We start from the raw sequence: 21393 nt of genomic DNA on the forward strand, positions 1-21393 counted from the left end.
AGCATTTGTGTCGAATTATATATGGAAGTAAATCGATTATGTGCTAATCTTCCATCTAGGTGTGTTTGAATAATTTACGGGAAGACTTTCAATATGAAAAAATCAGCTATCGCGTTAACGACTGCTTTATTAATGATCGGTTCAGCTTATGCTGCTGACCCAAAACCAACTAATAAGACTGTATCAAAAACTGGGCAGCCATTAGTTGGTAGCGAAGTTGTTTTAGCAGGTGGTCTTGCTGCATTGGGCGTTGCAACTGCCCTAAACGACAACGAAGAAAATAGTGGTAACAGCACTTCCAACACAGGTACTGGCACAACTACAACAAGTACTGGTACAGGCACTGGTACAACTACGACTTCAGTCACAAACTAAGTTTGTACGTTGGCCAAAAAAGCACATTTTTTAATGTGCTTTTTTATTTTCTTTTTTCAGCCATGATTTTAAGCTTAAGGAATTGAGCTCGTATGCCTTCAATTTTCAATAACAAGTTCCTACTTATCTTAACCTTATTCTTAACCGTGACAGGCTGTAGTAATACCTTTAAGCATGTTGGTGGCATGCTTAAACAAAGTATTGTGGGTTTACCAGATGATAATATTCCTGCAGCTGAAATAGACAACAGCCCATACTCCAGTATTTATGCAAGAATCAATAACTCGCACAATGTCTATGTTCTTTTAGCTTTAGTTGAAGCGCCGCAAACCTTCCCGGCAACAACAATCCAGGCTCAAAATGCAGAGCTAAAATGGATTTCATCTGATGCAGGTATGCTCGTCACTCGACATGGGCGCTTACTCAAAACGGTCAATTTCTTTTACGGTGACCGAATCAACATCAGTAGCGAACAAATCGATCCGCTTATGTTGGGCCTGCATTTAAACAGTACCCCGTTACAATGGACAAGCACAATAGATTGGCAACCAGGCTATCATATCAATTATGAGCAACGCTCAACATTTAGTTTTGTGAGCGACGAAACGATTACAATTAACGAAAAACCCCTAACGCTTAAAAAATTCAACGAACATGTGGTGGTTCCTCATCTTGATATTGAATATGACAATCAGTTTTGGATAGATGCCTCAAACGGTATGGTGATAAAAAGTAATCAAAAAATTGCTCCAAACCTGCCTTATATCGAGATCACCTTATTAAAGCCATATGAATTCAAGGATAATAAATGAAGCCGTTAATTACACTTTATGCGTTGATGGCATTGCTACTGTGCACACCACAGGTTATTGCTGAAACACTCATTACAGTCACTTACACTCACGACGAAGCAGATGAAAAAAATGTTGTGGCATTAAGATATGAACACGCCCCACGTTTAACTCAAGTCGTAAAAGATGCCATGCTACATACTGACGTTATTGCCAATGCTGAGCCACAGCCTATTTACTGGTTGGGTTCTGCACTTTATGACATCAGCACACAACGTCTGTTTCAACAAAAACAAACAAACATCCTTAACTTACTCAAAACCCAATACGAAGACATAGATAAACCAAATAATATCAAAGCATTAAAAAGCCTTTCTTCGTGGGTAGCAAATAATCAATTTCTTGAGCGTCAATTTATTCCCCTCGACTATGATGCCATTAGATTAAAAAATGAGCTCGACCCATTATTAGCAGGAAAATATTTACTTGCGCTTGAAAGCAAGCCACAAGATATTTTGGTATTAGGTGCTGTTGCCCAAAATGGTCCTCAACCTTTTGTTGTAAGGCAAGGGGCTTCACAATACTTAGACAAAGCACAACCATTAGCGCATTCAGAAAATAGCTTCGCTTGGCTAATCCAACCCGATGGAAAACAGCAAAAATATCCTATTGCTTATTGGAATCAACAACATATTGATATCGCACCAGGGGCGATTATCTACCTTGATTTCGACGGTGTAAGAGATAACGAGCCAGCATTGAACCAACAAATTCTAGAACTACTAAAACATTGGGTACGTTAACCATGAACCATGCAAAACAAACTGCCTTTTCTGTTTTTGCCATTTCATTCATGGTAAGCGGAATTGCTATCAGTACCACAGCGCACAGCGATGAACTTTCAACCCCAAAACTGACACCTTCACAATATGATTTTGGTGGCGTGGGCCTCATTCAAATGCCCACGGGTAGAATGGCAGCTGAAGGCGAATTTAGTGTAACCGGCACCTTTAACGAAGATTATTATCACGGTGCACTATCACTGCAGTTATTTCCCTGGTTAGAAACCACTATCCGCTATACCCAAGTACCAGACGTGCTCTACAGTAACGATCCAAGCTTCAGTGGTGACACTTACTACACCGACAAAGGCATCGACGTAAAATTACGTTTGTTGGAAGAAAGCTATTGGCTGCCAGAAACCTCTATTGGGGTGCGAGATATCGGTGGCACCGGCTTATTTGATAGCGAATATATTGCCATGACCAAAGGCTTTGGTCCTTTTGATGCCACCGTTGGTTTTGGTTGGGGTTATATCGGCAACCGCGGTAATGTTACTGATACCAATAAACCATCGTCAGTAGATTGTAACCGTAATACTGGGTACAAGGGCAAGGGCGGAAACGTTGACTTTGAGCGCTGGTTTAAGGGCTGCAGTGCCATTTTTGCCGGTATTGAATACCAAACTCCCTGGGACCCATTGCGCCTAAAAGTGGAATACGACGGTAATGATTACAAGTCTGATTTTGCTGCATTACGCACAGGTAACGAATTAACACAAGACAGCCCAATTAATTTTGGCGTCCTGTACCGAGTGAGTAATTGGGGCGACTTTAAGCTTAGTTATGAGCGCGGTAATACCTGGACTTTAGGGTTTAGTTTAGCCACTAACTTTAATTCCTTAAAATCAAATTGGCACGACACTCCAAAGCAACCGATTGAAGAGAAACCGGATTTAGCCGACCGCAAAGTCGATTTACCGGAGCTTAATAAGCAATTAGCTTTTGATGCGGGCTATAAAGGCGCAAAAATTTACATCAAAAATGATGAAGTCACCGTAGTCGCGACACAAACCAAATACCGTGATAGAAAATATGCTCACGATCATGTGGGGCGCATTTTAGTTAATCATTTCCCACAGGCAAAGACCTTCAAAATCATTGAAGTTACCGGTAATTTACCAACAACAGAAACTCAAATTGACGCCAAACAGTTTATCGATGTCACGCAACATAATTACATCGATGCAAAAGTAACCGACAGCACGACCGTTGTTGAACCTACTTTACCCACTGAAGTGGCCGACTGGGAAACACCTCACCAATGGAATTATGGTTTTGCACCTAAATTAAACCAATCTTTTGGTGGTTCAGAAAACTTTTACTTATTTAATGTTGGCATTAATGGTGGCGCGAGCCGCTGGTTAACTGAGAATATTGAAGTCAGCAGTTCGATGTATATCAACCTGTTCGATAACTACGATCAGTTTAAATATCAAACACCACCTGATGGCACCGATCTTAAACGCGTCAGAACCTTAGTCAGACAATATGTATCTGATACCACAGTACGTGTGGATAACTTACAGCTAACCTGGCTCGATAAACTCAGTGAAAATATCTATGCGCAAGCTTATGTTGGTTACCTCGAAATGATGTTTGGTGGCGTGGGCGGCGAAGTCCTCTATCGCCCAATGAACAGTGAATGGGCGTTTGGTGTTGATGCCAATTACGTCAAACAACGCGATCCTGACAACATATTCGGTTTTTTCGAAAATGAAATAAACTATGATGCTGATTCTGGCCGCTATTACAGAGCTCAAACAGGCACCTTTACAGGACACGCCAGTGTGTATTACCAGCCAAAGTGGTTTGATGATGTGCTGCTTAAAGTGAGCTATGGCCAATATTTAGCAGAAGATCGCGGAGTAACAGTCGATTTCTCTAAACAATTTGATAGTGGTGTTATCGTGGGTGCATTTGCCTCGAAAACCAACCTGTCTGCAGATGAGTTTGGCGAAGGCAGCTTTACTAAAGGCTTCTATATTTCAGTTCCTTTTGATGCGATTTTACCTGTACCTGTATCAAATCGCGGTAGCCTAGCGTGGCAACCATTAACACGAGACGGCGGCCAAAAACTGGGGCGCAAATTTGAGCTCTATGGTGGCACAGACGCCAGAGCACCTTGGTTGAACAAACCAAGTACCGTGAAATAACCTACGCTTACCCCTCATAATAAAAAGGCAGAACGTTTACGTTCTGCCTTTTTATATACTCTACATTTATTATTTTCAGTCACGCTTAAGCTTTATCGATCGCCTCTAGGTAATCAACAATTCTTACCGATGCCAAGCCATCCGTTGGGCCAACATGGTCGTGTGTATATTGTTGCCTATTGGCTTGGTATGATTGCGGATTGGCTAATTGTTCAGGAATAGCTTTTATCAAGGATTTGTAGTTATCTACATGCAAACCAATCTCCTTGTAAAGCACATTGTCTTTACCAAAGCGCTTTTCAAATCGATACTTAAAAATACCGCGATAGGTCCATTTAAGCTTAAAGAAGTTACACACAATAACAGGCCTGTCTATTGCGGCAAACTCAAATAATGTACTGGAGGCTTCGCTCAATAAAATATCTGCATTTTGAATAAAAGGTAACAATGATATGTCGTTTTCATTGGCGACATAAACATTGGAAAACCTTGCCCACTTCGCTAACTTTGCTCTTTGATTAGCGTATTGTGGCCTTACTTGAGTTAACGAATGCGGCTTAATCAGAATATTGTACTCTTTAAAATCTTCAGGCCAATTGTCAGGAAAACACTCTAAAGAGCTCGGATTGAATGTTGGTGCATACAAAATAGTTTTTTTGCTGGTATCTAAACCTAACTGAGTTAAGTTTAAACCCAAGTCTTGATGCTTAAATAATGGATCAAGTTTAGAAAAACCGACCGCAACAAAGTTACCCTTTGGGTAATACTGCTTAATTTTTTCAAGGCGTAAGGCACCCTCTATAAACCTAACCGTCATTGGTGTGATAGATTTATGGTAATACGAAGGTTTAGGGCCAACACCATGCCCTAATTGTGCCGTTTTAGAATATTGATGAACTGAATTAAGGTGTGGAAATTCATTACCAAAAAATACCCAATCTGGTTTTATTGTCACATACACTTGTTCTGCTTCTTGAGTGTTACTCACCCAGATACATTCAACGCCGACCTCATCAAATGTTTTCGCCAGAACCTCTTGGTCATTTTTGTTGCTATAACACACCATTTTTACGATGTGACCACGAAGGGTTAATTCTTGAATAACAGGCATGTACTGAGGAATGTAGTACACATTTAACGTATCGAAAACGATAAACATAATAATCTCTTATTTTAATTAACGCTAAAAACAGCTAGTGATACAACAAAAGTAGAGTATATCAACTTAACAATAAATTGTTATCTCTGTAACGTTTACCTCAAGCTGACATCTAAATATGCGCATCAGCAACGTAACTAACTTAGTTTAATTGATAGGACTCACTCAAGCACGTTAATTACCTCGACTAAGATAGACTCACAGAGTGAGATAAATTAAGATAGAAACAAATTTTTTGAATGTTAAAGCCTAAAAATGCCACAATCTACTTTACGCAAATTTGATTATCCACAAAGCTTAATTAAGTCATATCACCATTGGCATCTTTTACTCAGACCAGATCAACCGACTCTTGGTTCTATGGTGTTAGTGTGTAAAGAAAATGTCCATCAATATTCGGGGATATCCGCTGAAGCTGCGAATGAACAAAAACACATTATTGCTGATATTGAGCGCGTACTTAAACACAGATTTGATTGCCATAAAGTCAATTACTTGATGCTAATGATGGTTGATCCAGCTGTGCACTTTCATGTTATCCCTCGTTACGAGTTCCCAATCGAGTTTTGCGGTAAGGAATTTACCGATAGTCAGTGGCCTCAAGCACCGAGTTTAGCAGATCAACTGCAGCTCGATACCATCCTGAAAGCTGAGTTATTAAAAACCTTAAAAAGCGATTTTGCAGCGACAGAACCTGCAGATGAAGCGGTGTCTGGCAAAAAATACCGCCGCATGTATACCTCAGGCTGTTTTGATATATTTCATCAAGGGCATTTAAATATATTACGTAACACCAAGGCACTGTGTGATTATTTGATTGTCGGTGTATCAACAGACGAGTTAATTATAAAGTCTAAAGGACGTCCACCTATTATTCCATTTGAAGAGCGCATCTCGATTTTAGAAGCCAATCGCTACGTCGATGAAGTGATACCTCAAATCGATAAAGACAAACAAAAAGTCGTTGATGAATATCAAATCGATGCAATTTCAGTCGGTTCGGATTGGAAAGGCAAATACCCTGAAGTCAGCTGCGAAATGGTATATTTTGACTATACACCTAACGTAAGCTCTACGGTGCTCAAGCAAAAGCTTAATATCACACCTAAAGAAGCAGACAAATAACTCAAATACCGTGTATAAATGCAAAAACGCCACTTAGTGTGGCGTTTTTGCATTATTCTATCGGGCTCGTTCTGCAATTAGCTTTTTCATGCTTTGTATCACGTCATCAGTCTCAATCATCGCCATTAAATGCTCGCCTTTGGCTCGTTTGCCCCATTTAACTAAACCATCAACCTGTTGCGCTATCACCTCATGGTAAATCGATACCGTATAGTCACGATAATAGTATGGCCCAGTCCGCCCAGGGTTTGAATGTGCATATAAGCCAATTACAGGCGTGCCCTGAGTCACTGCCATGTGCAATGGCCCGGTATCTGGAGCAAGCACAAAACTTGCTTGTTTTAACAAGGCTAATAATTGCGTTAAACTTGTTTTACCCACCTGATTGTCGAAGGTGTGTTGACTATGAGACTGAATAACATCTGCTAGATTTTTTTCAAGTACCGTCGGGCCGCCACACAACATGACCTTAAAGCCTTGCGATATTGCGTAATCAGCTGCAGCCGCATAACGCTCAGGCAACCAGTTGCGCTCAGCTTTACTGGCTGCGGCACAAATCACCATCACTTTGCCATCCCCAATAAGTTGAGCAGCAAAGTCACTATCACTTTGGGGTACAGGAATGTGCCAACTTGGCGTTAAGTCCTTAACCCCTACCGCTTTGGCAAATCCCATAAAGCCATCTAACACATGTGGCTCAGCGATAGGCTCAACAGCATGGTTGGTCACCAACCATTGGCCTTCTTTGGCTCGTGCTTTGTCAAAACCAACACGCACCCGAGCTTTGATCATAAGCGATGCTATGGTGGCTCGCAGGGCGATTTGCATATGCAACAGCACATCGAAATGTTGACCGTTTAGCTCGCTACGCAGTTGGGTATAACTACGCCACCCTTTAGATTTATCAAAAACAACAAACTTAATACCCGGTAAATGCTTGAGTAATTGGTACTCAACTTTGCCGATCACCCAGGTGATCGCTAAATCTGGATAATGCTTTTGAATAGCTTGAACCATCGCCACGGCATGACACACATCGCCAATAGCAGACAAACGCAGTAAACATAATGAACGTATCGCACTAAAGTCAGCTTTCATTGAATATCCAATATGCGTCAGTGAAAAAGATGGAAGGAATGCAAGTGAGTGATCTTAAGGTATAATGTTATTTCGATCCACAATCAAGCCCGTGCTATTTGATAATTAGATGCAAATAAAAACTACCCAGCAAGGCCATATCGCCTGGTGCGAACCCAGTGCAGCTACTTTAACGCCGCAAGATTTCTCTGTGGATGTTTGGCAAACCAAAGCCGCAGTTGTAGGGCAATCAAAAGGCAGGTATACCACCTGGTTTGTTAAAACAGACTCAGCGCAAACCTGGGTGTTACGTCATTATTGGCGAGGCGGATTGGTAGGTAAATTTAACCGCGACAGTTATCTATATACAGGCCTTAAGCAAACCCGTGCAATGGCAGAGCTAGCCATTCTTGAAACGCTCTACCAAGAAGGTTTTGCCGTACCAAGGCCAATAGCAGCCAATGTGATCCGATTCGGTTTATGGTATCGAGCAGACATTATTATTGAACATGTAACAGGCGCCAAAGACTTAGTCGCCCAGCTCAGTTTACAGCCCTTAACCGATCAACAATGGTATGCTCTAGGTCAACTAATTGCTCAATTTCATCTTCGGGGTGTCTATCATGCCGATCTTAATGCGAAAAACATCTTATTAGCACACAATCAATTTTACTTAATCGATTTTGACCGCGGCGAATTACGTCAGCCTAACTCAAACTGGCAACACGCTAACCTAGACAGGTTATTGCGCTCGTTTAATAAAGAACAAGGTAAACAGCCTGAGCTTGCCTTTTCTGAACATTGTTGGCAACAGCTACAAAATGGATACCTAAGCCTCAACCCACTATAGCGCGGAGGCCTTTATTAGCGAATTAATCAATAAAAACTGTTTAGATAATGCACCACGGTTTTGTTTTACGACAGACAATGCAGCAGTTGATGCTTGTTGATATGCGTGGTTGTTATTCCATTTCGCGATTAACACTTGAGCAAGATCGTCTGCACCCGCAACACACTGCAATCCACCAGCATTGGCAAGCAACTCGGTAATTTCGGCAAAATTCCAATGATTAGGGCCAACGTATACAGGTAACCCCATTGCCGCGGGTTCAAGTGGGTTATGCCCCCCCCCCTCAATTAACGTGCCCCCCACAAATGCCTGATCGGCTGTACCATACAACATTAAAAGCTCTCCCATGGTGTCGCCTAATAACACCTGAACATCATGGGTTACTTCATCATGCATACTGCGACGAGCAAGCTTAAACCCAGCTTGCGTGATAGTAATGGCCGCGAGGTTGAACTGCTCAGGATGCCTGGGAGCAAGAATCAATAATGCTTCAGGAAAATCAACTAACACTTGCTTGTGCGCAGCCAAAATAATATCAAACTCCCCAGGATGCACACTACCTGCAACCCAAACCGGATGATGACTCCGCTGCCATTGCTCTCGAGTTTGCACGGCCAGCTGCTGCTTTTGAGGGGCAATGGTAAGGTCAAATTTAAGGCTGCCACAAAGGTGTATTTGCGGCGATTCAACACCAAGACGAACAAAACGCTCAGACTCAGCTTGCGTTTGCACCAATATCAAATCTAACTGCTTTAACATTGGCGTCGATAAACGCGGTTTACTGGCATATTTAGCCGCTGATTTCTGTGACAAACGCGCATTTGCCAATACCAGTGAAATCTTATCGTGTTTTGCAAAATGGATTAAATTGGGCCACAACTCTGTCTCCATAATAATCAGGCACTTGGGCTGAATTTGACGCAAAAAACGTTTAACTGCATAAGCAAAGTCAATGGGCAGATAGCAATGCTGTACCTTATCTCCAAACGCTTTTATGACTTCAGCTGAACCGGTTGGGCTTGTGGTAGTAACAGTAAACTTCATCTGTGGGTTTTGTGTCATAAGCTTTTTTATTAGCGGAATTGCCGCTAACGTTTCACCCATAGACACACTGTGGACCACAACATCGGTCGGTTGTAATGTTGCCAAACCAAAGCGCTCAGACCAACGACGACGGTAATCAGGGCTCTTAATCGCCCTAAACACCAGATACATTACGACTAGCGGAAATAAAAGATACAAAAACAAAGAATATAAGGTACGGTTCATGGAACAAGAGTCATCGATTTTTGCTTGTCAGATAAACACAATGTTAACATAATCATATTAAGTCGGCTTAATGAAATGTTATCGCTGTAATAAGCCAAAAATCCCAAAATAATAATGAATATGGACATCTTATGAAAACCCGCGACAAAATCGTTTTAGCCAGTATAGAGCTGTTTAACGAACACGGTGAACGCAGCATTACGACCAACCATATCGCCGCTCACTTAGGCATTAGTCCGGGTAACTTGTACTATCATTTTCGCAACAAAGAAGACATTATCAACTCCATCTTTGCGCTATACGAAAACCATTTAGAATCGGGCTTTAAACCTTATGATGATGTGCCCATTACTATTGAGTTATTAATGGGTTACTTTGACGCCATGTTTTATACTTTGTGGCAATTTCGTTTTATGTACGCCAACTTAGCCGATATTTTAAGTCGCGATGACGCACTGAAAAAACGCTACTTGCACGCACAACAACAGGTGCTTAACCGCTCAAGTAATATTTTACTTAAATTAAAAAAAGATGGTTTTCTGGATGTTGACGATAACAAGGTGACCGCACTTGCAGACACAATAAAAATGATGGTCAGCTTTTGGATTAGCTACCAACTGACGCAATCAAGCACATCGAGCATTACCAAAGCCACTTTATACGATGGCTTGCTCCGTGTACTGATGATTTTTCAAGCCTACGAGACACCGGCGTCATCGGCCACATTCAGTCGATTAGAGCAACATTACCTAAAAATTGCCAGCCAAGAGCGTCATCAAGCCGCGTAATAAAAAGCTGACGCAATCGGGGGCTACCTGTCTTTTTAAATGACTTTCAATCCGCCAATATCTGACTACAATTGAGCCCAGATACTGGCGGATTTTTATGTGTCAACGTCCACACATCAATCCCCATTGAACCGACACGCGTTTAGGCGAAGCATTGATTAAGGTGAATGGTTATTCCCTTTTAAAAAATCAGCTAAATCAACAAAAGCTTTAGCATTAACGTGCCTAGGGTCTAGTATTGAACACACGGTGAAGCGCTAAAACAGGCACCTTCAAGTTGATTGAAAATGTATTAGTTTTTTTAATGTGAACAAGCACTAGCCCTAATCTAATTCATGTTGGTCTGACGACTAAAAAAAACGCTGTGGAGCAGCAAAAATAAAGGTTAGAATGCCAGCAACTCCAAAACACCCTTTCCATTACTGCGGTGTTTTACTGCGTGATTTGGATAAGCATAATAACCATATTTTAGGAGAACACAGGTGGCATCTACCTCTTTCTACGACCGTATTAATCAACAAATTGCTGACGTAAAAGCGGATGGCTTATACAAAAGTGAACGCGTTATTGCTTCAGCACAACAAACAGCAATCGAAGTAAACCACGCCAACGTGATTAACTTTTGTGCCAATAACTATCTTGGTTTAGCCAATCACCCAGAGCTAATAAAAGCGGCAAAAGCGGGTCTAGACAGCCATGGTTTTGGTATGGCATCTGTACGCTTTATTTGCGGTACTCAAGATACACACAAGCAACTAGAAGCTAGCCTGAGCGAATTTTTAGGTATGGAAGACACCATCCTTTATTCTTCATGTTTTGACGCGAACGCAGGTTTATTTGAAACATTATTAGATGCCGAAGACGCGATTGTCTCTGACGCGCTAAACCATGCATCCATCATTGATGGAGTGCGTTTGTGTAAAGCAAAACGTTTCCGTTATGCTAATAACGACATGGCCGATTTAGAAACTCAGCTAATTGCAGCGCAAGCGGCTGGCGCACGTAATATTCTCATTGCCACTGACGGGGTATTCTCCATGGACGGCGTCATCGCCAACCTAAAAGGAGTGTGCGATCTTGCCGATAAATACGGCGCGCTGGTAATGGTTGATGATTCGCACGCAGTAGGCTTTATTGGTGAAAATGGCCGTGGCACCCACGAATATTGTGACGTAATGGGCCGTGTAGACATTATTACCGGCACACTCGGTAAAGCATTAGGCGGCGCTTCAGGCGGGTTTACTGCCGCTAAAAAAGAAGTGGTTGAATGGTTACGCCAACGCTCACGTCCTTACCTATTTTCAAACTCATTAGCACCGTCGATTGTTAGCGCTTCAATCCGTGTACTTGAAATGCTAAAAACGGGTCAGGAGTTGCGTGAAGCAGTATGGGAAAACAGCCGCTATTTCCGTGAAAAAATGTCCGCAGCGGGTTTTACGCTAGGCGGTGCCGATCATGCCATTATCCCAGTTATGCTAGGGGATGCTAAATTAGCCAGTGATTTTGCTAACAAGCTACTGGCCGAACATATCTATGTTATTGGCTTCTCTTTTCCTGTTGTACCTAAAGGCCAAGCACGTATTCGCACCCAAATGTCAGCAGCACACACTCGTGAGCAACTGGATCATGCGATTGATGCCTTTACCCGTATTGGTAAAGAAATGGGCATTATCTAACAATAACAACGCTCAGTAATCATAGGTTATTAAGATGAAAGCATTAAGTAAGTTAAAGCCTGAAGAAGGCATCTGGATGGTCGATGCACCAAAACCAGAAATGGGTCATAACGATCTGTTAATAAAAATTCGTAAAACGGCGATTTGCGGTACCGATGTTCACATTTACAACTGGGATGAATGGTCACAAAAAACCATCCCAGTACCTATGATTGCTGGCCATGAATATGTGGGCGAAGTCGTTGACATGGGCCAAGAAGTGCGTGGCTTTGCCATTGGCGATCGTGTCTCTGGCGAAGGCCATATCACCTGTGGTTATTGCCGTAATTGCCGTGGTGGCCGTACACATTTATGCCGTAACACTTCTGGTGTGGGTGTTAATCGTGATGGCGCATTTGCAGAGTACCTAGTCTTACCCGCATTCAACGCCTTTAAAATACCGGCAGATATTTCTGACGACCTAGCCGCTATTTTTGACCCTTTTGGTAATGCCGTGCATACCGCATTGTCTTTCGATCTAGTGGGTGAAGATGTCTTAATCACTGGTGCTGGCCCAATTGGCATTATGGCAGCTGCAGTGTGCAAACATGTGGGCGCGCGTCATGTCGTGATTACTGACGTTAACGAGTACCGTTTAGCGTTAGCCCGCAAAATGGGCGCCACTCGTGCGGTAAACGTTGCCCAAGAAAGCTTAAAAGATGTAATGAAAGATCTGGGGATGACCGAAGGATTTGACGTAGGCTTAGAAATGTCTGGCGTACCCTCAGCGTTTCACGCCATGCTTGATACCATGAACCACGGCGGTAAAATTGCCATGTTGGGTATTCCTGGTGGCGATATGGCCATTGATTGGAGCAAAGTGATTTTTAAAGGCTTAATCATTAAAGGCATTTACGGCCGTGAGATGTTTGAAACCTGGTATAAAATGGCAAGTCTAATCCAGTCAGGCCTAGACTTAAGCCCAATCATTACACATCATTTCAATGTAGATGATTTCCAACAAGGCTTTGATGCAATGCGATCTGGCCAATCTGGTAAAGTGATTTTAAGCTGGGATTAATCCACAATATTATCATCACCCGCATGCTCAAGGGGTTGTATAACCCCTTGTTGCACACTGGCTTCAATAAACGTTTTCTGTACTTTTATAGGTAATACCATGTCTGGCTTTAAACACTTATCTGTTAATGAATTAATCCATATGTCTGACGCGTCGAATGATGTTCAAGTTGTTGATATTCGTGATGCTGCGAGCTTTGCGGCAGGCCACATACAACACTCGGTTAATTTAAGTAACGAAAATTTAGCCCATTTTATTGCTAGTGCAGATATGGATAAACCGCTTGTCGTTGTTTGTTATCACGGCATAAGCAGTCAAAACGCGGCAAATTATTTAAGCGAACAAGGCTTTGATGACGTCTACAGTCTTGATGGTGGCTTTAGTGCTTGGAGCCTTGCTCATTCATGATAGAAATTGGCCAACTCCCAAATGCACGTGCAGCACAGGCATTTATTGATTACCTAAAAGGGCTCAATATTCAATGCAACGCCGTACAACATGCCCAAGGTGTTGGCATTGTTATCATTCATCCAGAAGATGAGCAACAAGCTCGCCAAGAACTACTGCAATTTGCCAAAAATCCTTATGACAGCAAATATCTACAAGCATCGTGGGACAATGGAGACACTTCAGCCCAGTTTAACTACGGCTCAGGTACCCAAGGGTTAGTACAACAGTTCCTGATGGGTGCAGGCCCACTCACGCTAATAACATTTTTTATTTGTGTTGCGGTATTTGCAGGTATGAACCTAGGTTTTGCCGACGCAATTTATACCCAACTCTCGTTTTTTGGTGCAGTACCCCAAAGTGACATAAGCCAGATATGGCGCTTATTTACACCGAGTTTAATGCACTTTTCGGCTATGCATATTATCTTTAACTTGCTGTGGTGGTGGTATTTAGGCGGAAAAATCGAAAATAAAATTGGCACCAGACCATTACTATTTTTACTGCTAGTAGCAGGAACGCTTCCCAGTATTGTGCAATTTTATCTCAGTGGCCCTCACTTTGGCGGCTTGTCTGGCGTAGTATACGCTGTGGTTGGGTATACTTGGTTGATGGGTATCCGCCAACCACACTGCGGTATTCAATTACCACAAGCATACATGGGGTTTATGATGGTCTGGCTTGTGCTCGGTTTTACGGATTTACTCGGCATGCCAATTGCAAACGGCGCCCACATAGGTGGTTTGCTGGTTGGGCTTGCACAAGCATTGTTTGATAGCCGTAAACAGCCTCAAATATAATTGACTGATCACAATAACAAACTACCCAAACCTTATGCTAGTCAATCATCTCAATCACTTTATTGACTAATTTTTCAATGCCAATATGCGCTTCCAAAATTGACGTTGCCAACATATAGGCAGGCGTACTCACCACTTTGTGCACCTCATCGACCACAATATCATCCACCGGCACCGCCTGATGTTGGCCCCCCATTTCATTAAACGCCTTTGCCGTGCCGCTATCATTACCTATCGTCCCCACCACTCCTTGGCCGTAAATCTGTGGGATCATCACAGGGGAAATACACACAAAACCAACAGGCTTACGGGCATTAGCAAAGTCGCGGATAAAGTTTTCTACTATTGGGTTAATATGGCAACTACTGCGTGTCGTCGCAAAGTTAGATAAATTCTTGGCCGCACCAAAACCACCTGGTACCACTAACGCATCATAGTCATTAACCTGCAAACTACTTGCATTAAGGACTTCACCGCGCGCAATACGAGCTGACTCAACCAACACATTGCGAGTCTCTTCAGTGCTGACCTCGCCCGTTAAATGATTAACCACATGCATTTGAACAATGTCAGGGGCAAAACACTGATACTGCGCACCAGCACGAGTAATAGCAAGCAAACTTAACACGGCTTCATGGATCTCAGTACCATCAAACACACCGCACCCACTCAGTAACACTGCTATTTTTTTCATATTCTTTACCTTCAAATGTGATGAAATTTTGGCCCATAAATTTAAGGCGTATTCGGTTGCAAATTGACACTCAGCTTTTAGTTGTACTTTTAATTGTACTTTTAATGAATAGTGTAAATTTTACAACAAAAATCCAACAAAACGGTTGATCTGATTAAAAAACGTGCTAACTTAGAACGTCGAATTTAGCCCATGGGCTTTTTAAGCCATATCACGCTACTGGCAACGTGCGCTAAATTGATTGTGGCTTAACTGACATCAATAAAAAAGTCCACAAATTAGTTAAATTTATTGAAATTAATAAACAGCTCACAAAAATAAAAATAACAAATAAAATTCAACAAGTTACTGATTTCGCATCAAGCCGTAAGAAAATCTATCTAGCAAGGTTGATTATTTCACTCACAGACTTATCCACAGGCTGTGGGTTATTTTTCGTGGTCAAAATAAACATTATCCTCAACACTGAACCCGTTAAAACTCACCAGTGACGCGGCTTATTGGACCATTAAAGTCATTCTCGCCCAAAAGATAAATGACAGACAATGACACAAGCACCTTGAGGTGCTGTGGGTATAATGTCATCCTATCAGTCTCGCAAAATACACAAAACGAAAATCATATTATGCCAACAATTCCTAATAATCCGCTCATTCTTGTCGATGGTTCTTCTTATCTTTATCGCGCTTATTATGCGCCACCGCATTTAACGAATTCAAAAGGTGAAGCCACTGGTGCGGTTTATGGTGTTGTGAACATGCTACGCAGTTTATTAAGCCGCTATAGCCCAAGCCACATAGCTGTTGTCTTTGATGCTAAAGGCAAAACCTTTCGTAACGATATGTATGGCGAATATAAAGCACAACGTCCACCTATGCCTGACGATCTTCGCAGTCAGATTGAACCATTACACCGTATTATTCATGCGATGGGGTTACCGCTAATCAGTATTCCCGGCGTCGAGGCCGACGATGTGATTGGCACTATAGCCTTGCAAGCGAGCAAAGAAGGCCGGGCCACGTTAATCAGCACCGGCGATAAAGACATGGCACAATTGGTCAATGACCATGTCACCCTAATTAACACCATGACAGACACCATCATGGGCCCAGCAGAAGTCAAAGAAAAATTTGGTGTAGGCCCAGATCGTATCATCGACTTTTTAGCATTAATGGGCGACAAAGCCGATAACATTCCAGGATTACCAGGTGTTGGCGAAAAAACCGCATTAGCCATGTTGACTGGGGTGGGCAGTGTGGCACAACTATTAGCCGACCCACAAAGTGTGGTTGAAGTCGGCTTTAGAGGCAGCAAAACCATGCCGGCTAAAATTATCGAAAACGCCGACATGCTTAAGCTGTCTTATGAGCTTGCCACCATCAAAACCGATGTCGAATTAGATCAAGACTGGCATGAATTAAGCGTTAAGCCGCAAGATCGCGATGAATTAATTAAATGCTTCGGTGAAATGGAGTTTAAACGTTGGTTAGCAGAAGTATTAGACAACAAGCAGCCAACGGGCACGGTGAGCCCAAATAGCGACGAAGAGGTCAGCGTGTCTGCCGCTATAGAAGCCGAATATGAAACCATCCTTAGCGAAGCAGCATTAGACAAATGGATTGATGAGCTGAGCAAAGCCGAGCTGATTGCCGTCGACACCGAAACCACAAGCCTTAATTACATGGAAGCACAGCTTGTCGGTTTATCCTTTGCCACTCAAGCAGGCAAGGCTGCATATCTGCCATTAGCCCATGACTATCTTGATGCGCCACAGCAACTCGACAAAGCCGCTACACTTGAAAAACTGCGCCCCATATTAGAAGGGACAACACCACAAAAAGTCGGCCAAAACCTAAAATATGACATGAGTATTTTAGCCAATGCAGGCATTAAGCTTGGCGGTGTACGTTTTGACACCATGCTTGAGTCTTACGTGTTTAACTCGGTAGCATCACGCCACGACATGGACGGTTTGGCGTTAAAGTATTTAGGCCATAAAAATATCAGCTTTGAAGAGGTTGCAGGTAAAGGCGCCAAACAACTCACCTTTAATCAAATTGATTTAGCCACAGCAGGGCCCTACGCCGCAGAAGATGCCGATATTACTTTGCGTTTACATGAGCACTTATGGCCACGACTAGAAAAAGAGTCAGAATTAGCCTCAGTATTTAACGAACTAGAACTGCCGTTAATTCAAGTGCTGTCAGACGTTGAGCGCCAAGGCGTGCTGATCGACTCTATGCTACTTAGCCAGCAAAGTGGTGAACTGGCCCAAAAACTCGACGACCTTGAAACTAAAGCCTACGACATTGCTGGCGAGAAGTTTAATCTCGCATCGCCTAAGCAACTGCAAACGCTCTTTTTTGAAAAGCTTAACTACCCCGTTAAAAAGAAAACCCCCAAAGGTGCGCCTTCAACTTCAGAAGAAGTATTAGTAGAATTAGCACTAGACTATCCGCTGCCTAAAATTATTCTTGAGCATCGCAGCCTAGCCAAATTAAAGAGCACCTACACAGACAAATTACCGCTCATGGTCAATGCCACCACTGGCCGTGTTCACACCAGTTATCATCAAGCCAATGCTGCAACTGGGCGCTTGTCGTCAAGCGAACCTAACTTACAAAATATCCCAATTAGAACCGAAGAAGGTCGCCGTATTCGCCAGGCCTTTATTGCCCCAGCAGGGCGTAAGATTTTAGCGGCCGACTATTCGCAAATCGAATTGCGCATCATGGCTCATCTCTCTCAAGACAAAGGCTTGCTAACAGCGTTTGCTGAAGGGAAAGACATTCATAGAGCCACTGCAGCAGAAGTATTTGGCGTTCACTTTGAAGAAGTCACCACCGAACAGCGCCGCCGTGCTAAAGCGGTTAACTTTGGCTTGATATACGGCATGTCTGCATTTGGCCTAGCTAAGCAGTTGGATATCCCGCGTAACGAGGCACAAACTTACATCGACACCTATTTTGCTCGCTACCCTGGTGTGTTGAAATACATGGAAGAAACCCGTGCAGCCGCCGCTGAACAAGGTTATGTATCAACCCTATTTGGCCGTCGTTTATACTTACCAGAAATTAACGATCGCAATGCAATGCGCCGTCAAGGCGCTGAGCGCGCCGCGATTAACGCCCCAATGCAAGGCACTGCTGCTGATATCATTAAAAAAGCCATGATTGCCATTCACCAGTGGATTAATCAAGACACACAAGGTGAAATCACCCTCATTATGCAAGTACACGATGAGCTGGTTTTTGAAGTTGATGAAGCACAGGCCGATGCACTAAAAACCAAAGTGTGCGACCTAATGGCACAAGCAGCAACACTTGATGTGCCACTGCTGGCTGAAGCGGGTATCGGTAATAACTGGGACGAAGCCCACTAAAGCTAATATTGACGTATTACACTCAACAACAATGCCGCATTGCTTCAATGCGGCATTGTTGTTTAAGGTGACAAAGCATCTCTCAATATCACTAACCTTGTATTCATATCAGTATAAAACTTATAACAGCTTGTCGAGCTAGATTAACAAATAAGCAACGATTTGAGGTATAACTCACAGTTATTGTACCTTTTTATGAAAAACAGTTTTTCATTTTAAGGCGAATAGGGTATTATCTCGTCTGTAGGGTACAGAGGTTAAGATGTTCAATCTTTCAAACCTTTATTTCACTAGCAATAGTGACTAGCCAAATTCGGCGCCCCAGCAACTTAGGTTGCTGGGGCTTTTTTTGGCATTTTTTTAGCTAACAAAAATATTTAGAGTAAATACTTTAACTTTATCAAAAAAGCAGTTATTCTATGGTTATTGAGGGTCGTCAAATTGAGTTGATGACACTTGAGTCTTGTTGAATTTAGCTTCTCCCCAAAAGAGCTAATTTTTGTACCGATAGCCACTTGGTTGTCGGTTTTTTTTTGCATTCATTTCGTCAAACATAAAAAAACCGACATCAAAGTCGGTTTGTGTAAACGGCATGATAAACATCACTGCTGTTCTTGCTCATTTTGCTCACGCAATGCTTGCTGTTCTGCCAACCATGTAGGATGACACCAGTCATTTAAAATACTCAACACCTTAGGTTTACCAGTGCCTTTTAATGATGAAAACGGCTCGACTTGTACCTTGTCACCAAACTCAGCTAACGCTTTTCGAACATCATTAACCGTTTTCGTTTTAATGCTTTGAGTCAATTTATCAGCCTTGGTTAACAACGCCAATACCGGAATATGACTTAATACTGCCCACTCAATCATTTGCATATCGAGATCTTTTAGTGGATGACGAATATCCATCAACACCACCACACCACTTAAACATGCACGTTTTTGTAAGTACTCACCTAATGCCTGTTGCCATTTGTTTTTCAGTGCCAAAGGCACTTGCGCAAACCCATAGCCAGGTAAATCCACTAAACGGCGATCGGCATCTAATGCAAAAACGTTAATTAATTGAGTACGCCCCGGTGTTTTACTGGTTCTCGCTAAACTTTTTTGCTCTGTCAGTGCATTTAACGCACTCGATTTCCCTGCATTAGAACGCCCAGCAAACGCAATCTCAACCCCGATATCACCTGGAAGATACTGATCTAAATGCGCGATATCTGGCGCACTAATTAAAAATTTAGCCTTACGGAAATCGATACGAGATTCGGTCACTAGTCACTCCAATTAAATTACGTTTAGTAAACGCTTTACCATAAATGTTCAACAATTGCTTACTTTTGCACGTTTTCGTGTAAAATATTAGCCTGATCACATTATATACCCAAGCAACGCTGATATGTGTGATGTAGTGATATTTGATCTCGTTCTATTCGAGCAACGTAAACTACATCAAAAGCGCTTGGAAAAAGTATTTTACCACGCTTGCGGGTCTTCCTAGTAAGCTCAGGACAATAAATTAACAAGAAGTTGGAACGCCATGAAAAAGTTAGCTCTTGCGCTGTCTGTAGTAGCCACTATGTCATCACCTGCTATGGCTGAAGGTAATGCTGAAGTCGGCAAAACTAAAGTAATCGTATGTTCTGCCTGTCACGGTGTTGACGGCAACAGCATGATCGATATGTATCCAAAGCTTGCAGGCCAACACCCTGCATACCTTGAGAAACAATTAAAAGAATTCCGCTCTGCCATGCAAACGGGCGGAAAAGAAGGCCGTATGGACCCAATCATGGGTGGTATGTCTATTGCGTTAAGCGATACTGACATCGCAGATATTTCGGCATTCTTTGCAAGCCAAACCCAATCAGCTAATCCAGCGGTTGAAGGCACAGAGGCAGGTGAAAAGCTATACCAAGGCGGCGACGCTGCACGTGGTATCACCTCTTGTATCGCATGCCATGGCCCTGATGGTAGTGGTGCGGCGGCTGCAGGTTTCCCAATGATTGGCGGTCAACATGCAAATTATATTAAAATCCAGTTAACCAAGTTCCGTGATGGCACTCGTAACAACGATTTAAATGGCATGATGCAAGATGTTGCTAAAAAATTGTCTGATGCCGATATCGAAGCATTATCTAAATATATTTCAACAATTAAGCAGTAATTTACTGAGTTTGAAATAACAAAAAGGGCGATATTGTTGCCCTTTTTTTACACCCCGAAGTTTACGTTGACGTAAACTTCATGCATTATTGCTTGACATAGCTCACGGTTTTAGAGTTAAATACACCCCGTACCGAGGTAAACCCAGCTGTTTGAACCATAAATCAAATAACATCAAGCAGATTTCGGACAGGCACATTTAAGATATAAGAATAAAGAAAAGTCATAACAATAATAATTTAAGGCCACTCAACAATAATAATAATGAGTCGCGGTTTCAGTTGAAATCCTGGTCGTAAAATTTGTAAGGAACAGACCCACTGGTCAACTCGCTATTTAGCATTGCCTTACACAACAGAGTAATCCTTTTGGCGTTATTTGAATGATTCAAATAATTGCAAACCCAACATATTGTTGATGATGCATCCATAAGAAGCTTGCTCGAAGGTACATTAAAACAAGGATGGTTGACTGATAGTCACAGAAGACAATTAGGACAATGATGCGTCATTGAAGACCATCTACGGAAGCTGTAGTCAGGATGGCGACAGAATATAAAAAAGCGTCAGCGATGACCAATAACAACTAAAAAAGCACGGAAAGCATAATAAAAGTTAAGATCTGACCGGGAAAGTCACATAGCAAGTACGGAAACTTGGAATCAGGATAAAGTGCATTTAAGCACTGTTTTGTAAGGTGGCAGTTTACTGCCACCTTTTTTTATGCGTTATACCAACATGAGA

The 21393-nt window shown here is 42.4% G+C and carries 18 protein-coding genes; 13 read left to right on the top strand and 5 right to left on the bottom strand.

The features are described 5' to 3' along the window. The first annotated feature begins 93 nt into the window (after positions 1-93). The 4 genes from L2703_RS01400 (at position 94) to L2703_RS01415 (ending at position 4161) form a co-directional block, all read left to right on the top strand. Positions 94-375 carry a putative periplasmic lipoprotein gene (locus tag L2703_RS01400; RefSeq protein WP_248969361.1) on the top strand — a complete coding sequence of 94 codons (282 nt, stop codon included), beginning with the start codon at positions 94-96 and terminating at the stop codon, positions 373-375. A gap of 92 nt (positions 376-467) precedes the next feature. Further along, entirely contained in the window at positions 468-1187 is a 720-nt protein-coding gene (locus L2703_RS01405) for a YjbF family lipoprotein (protein ID WP_248969362.1), read from the top strand. Further along, positions 1184-1969, top strand: a complete 786-nt coding sequence (locus L2703_RS01410) for a capsule biosynthesis GfcC family protein (protein WP_248969363.1) — start codon at positions 1184-1186, stop codon at positions 1967-1969. Before L2703_RS01405 ends, L2703_RS01410 begins: the two co-directional genes overlap by 4 nt. A gap of 2 nt (positions 1970-1971) precedes the next feature. Next, complete coding sequence (locus tag L2703_RS01415; RefSeq protein ID WP_428848636.1) at positions 1972-4161, top strand: YjbH domain-containing protein; 2190 nt, start codon at positions 1972-1974, stop codon at positions 4159-4161. 85 nt (positions 4162-4246) lie between these two features. On the opposite strand, the gene L2703_RS01420 is transcribed toward L2703_RS01415, so the two are convergent. Then, entirely contained in the window at positions 4247-5320 is a 1074-nt protein-coding gene (locus tag L2703_RS01420; RefSeq protein ID WP_248969364.1) for a CDP-glycerol glycerophosphotransferase family protein, read from the bottom strand. Positions 5321-5575: 255 nt separating this feature from the next. On the opposite strand from L2703_RS01420, the gene L2703_RS01425 reads away from it, so the two are divergent. Beyond that, positions 5576-6445 carry an adenylyltransferase/cytidyltransferase family protein gene (locus L2703_RS01425; RefSeq protein WP_248969365.1) on the top strand — a complete coding sequence of 290 codons (870 nt, stop codon included), beginning with the start codon at positions 5576-5578 and terminating at the stop codon, positions 6443-6445. A gap of 57 nt (positions 6446-6502) precedes the next feature. On the opposite strand, the gene L2703_RS01430 is transcribed toward L2703_RS01425, so the two are convergent. Further along, entirely contained in the window at positions 6503-7543 is a 1041-nt protein-coding gene (locus L2703_RS01430) for a glycosyltransferase family 9 protein (protein ID WP_248969366.1), read from the bottom strand. A gap of 109 nt (positions 7544-7652) precedes the next feature. Here L2703_RS01430 and L2703_RS01435 point away from each other — a divergent pair, with 109 nt between their 5' ends. Continuing rightward, entirely contained in the window at positions 7653-8372 is a 720-nt protein-coding gene (locus L2703_RS01435; RefSeq protein WP_248969367.1) for a 3-deoxy-D-manno-octulosonic acid kinase, read from the top strand. On the opposite strand, the gene waaA is transcribed toward L2703_RS01435, so the two are convergent. Beyond that, a complete protein-coding gene (gene waaA / locus L2703_RS01440; protein WP_248969368.1) occupies positions 8367-9641 on the bottom strand; it encodes a lipid IV(A) 3-deoxy-D-manno-octulosonic acid transferase in 1275 nt (424 codons plus the stop codon). The genes L2703_RS01435 and waaA overlap by 6 nt on opposite strands. A 131-nt stretch (positions 9642-9772) precedes the next feature. On the opposite strand from waaA, the gene L2703_RS01445 reads away from it, so the two are divergent. The 5 genes from L2703_RS01445 to glpG all read left to right on the top strand — a co-directional run bounded on the left by L2703_RS01445 (position 9773) and on the right by glpG (position 14412). After that, positions 9773-10429 (top strand): TetR/AcrR family transcriptional regulator, encoded by a 657-nt coding sequence (locus L2703_RS01445; RefSeq protein WP_248969369.1) that lies wholly within the window; start codon positions 9773-9775, stop codon positions 10427-10429. Positions 10430-10911: 482 nt separating this feature from the next. After that, the gene (locus tag L2703_RS01450) at positions 10912-12105 is read left to right on the top strand and encodes a glycine C-acetyltransferase (RefSeq protein WP_248969370.1); all 1194 of its coding nucleotides are present in this window, start codon (positions 10912-10914) and stop codon (positions 12103-12105) included. Between the two features lie 34 nt (positions 12106-12139). Beyond that, complete coding sequence (gene tdh, locus L2703_RS01455; RefSeq protein WP_248969371.1) at positions 12140-13165, top strand: L-threonine 3-dehydrogenase; 1026 nt, start codon at positions 12140-12142, stop codon at positions 13163-13165. Positions 13166-13264: 99 nt separating this feature from the next. After that, positions 13265-13573 carry a thiosulfate sulfurtransferase GlpE gene (glpE, locus tag L2703_RS01460; protein WP_248969372.1) on the top strand — a complete coding sequence of 103 codons (309 nt, stop codon included), beginning with the start codon at positions 13265-13267 and terminating at the stop codon, positions 13571-13573. Then, positions 13570-14412: a rhomboid family intramembrane serine protease GlpG gene (glpG, locus tag L2703_RS01465; protein ID WP_248969373.1), complete on the top strand. Its 843-nt coding sequence runs from the start codon at positions 13570-13572 to the stop codon at positions 14410-14412. Before glpE ends, glpG begins: the two co-directional genes overlap by 4 nt. A gap of 37 nt (positions 14413-14449) precedes the next feature. On the opposite strand, the gene elbB is transcribed toward glpG, so the two are convergent. Continuing rightward, the gene (elbB, locus tag L2703_RS01470; protein ID WP_248969374.1) at positions 14450-15106 is read right to left on the bottom strand and encodes an isoprenoid biosynthesis glyoxalase ElbB; all 657 of its coding nucleotides are present in this window, start codon (positions 15104-15106) and stop codon (positions 14450-14452) included. A gap of 625 nt (positions 15107-15731) precedes the next feature. Between elbB and polA the strand changes: the two genes are divergently transcribed. Then, a complete protein-coding gene (gene polA / locus L2703_RS01475; protein WP_248969375.1) occupies positions 15732-18488 on the top strand; it encodes a DNA polymerase I in 2757 nt (918 codons plus the stop codon). A 602-nt stretch (positions 18489-19090) separates the two neighbouring features. Here polA and yihA read toward each other — a convergent pair. Next, positions 19091-19762 carry a ribosome biogenesis GTP-binding protein YihA/YsxC gene (gene yihA / locus L2703_RS01480; protein ID WP_248969376.1) on the bottom strand — a complete coding sequence of 224 codons (672 nt, stop codon included), beginning with the start codon at positions 19760-19762 and terminating at the stop codon, positions 19091-19093. A gap of 265 nt (positions 19763-20027) precedes the next feature. On the opposite strand from yihA, the gene L2703_RS01485 reads away from it, so the two are divergent. After that, entirely contained in the window at positions 20028-20651 is a 624-nt protein-coding gene (locus tag L2703_RS01485) for a c-type cytochrome (protein ID WP_248969377.1), read from the top strand. The last annotated feature ends 742 nt before the right edge of the window (positions 20652-21393 follow it).

Origin of the sequence: Shewanella basaltis, assembly GCF_023283885.1 — a bacterium.
GTDB lineage: Bacteria > Pseudomonadota > Gammaproteobacteria > Enterobacterales > Shewanellaceae > Shewanella > Shewanella basaltis.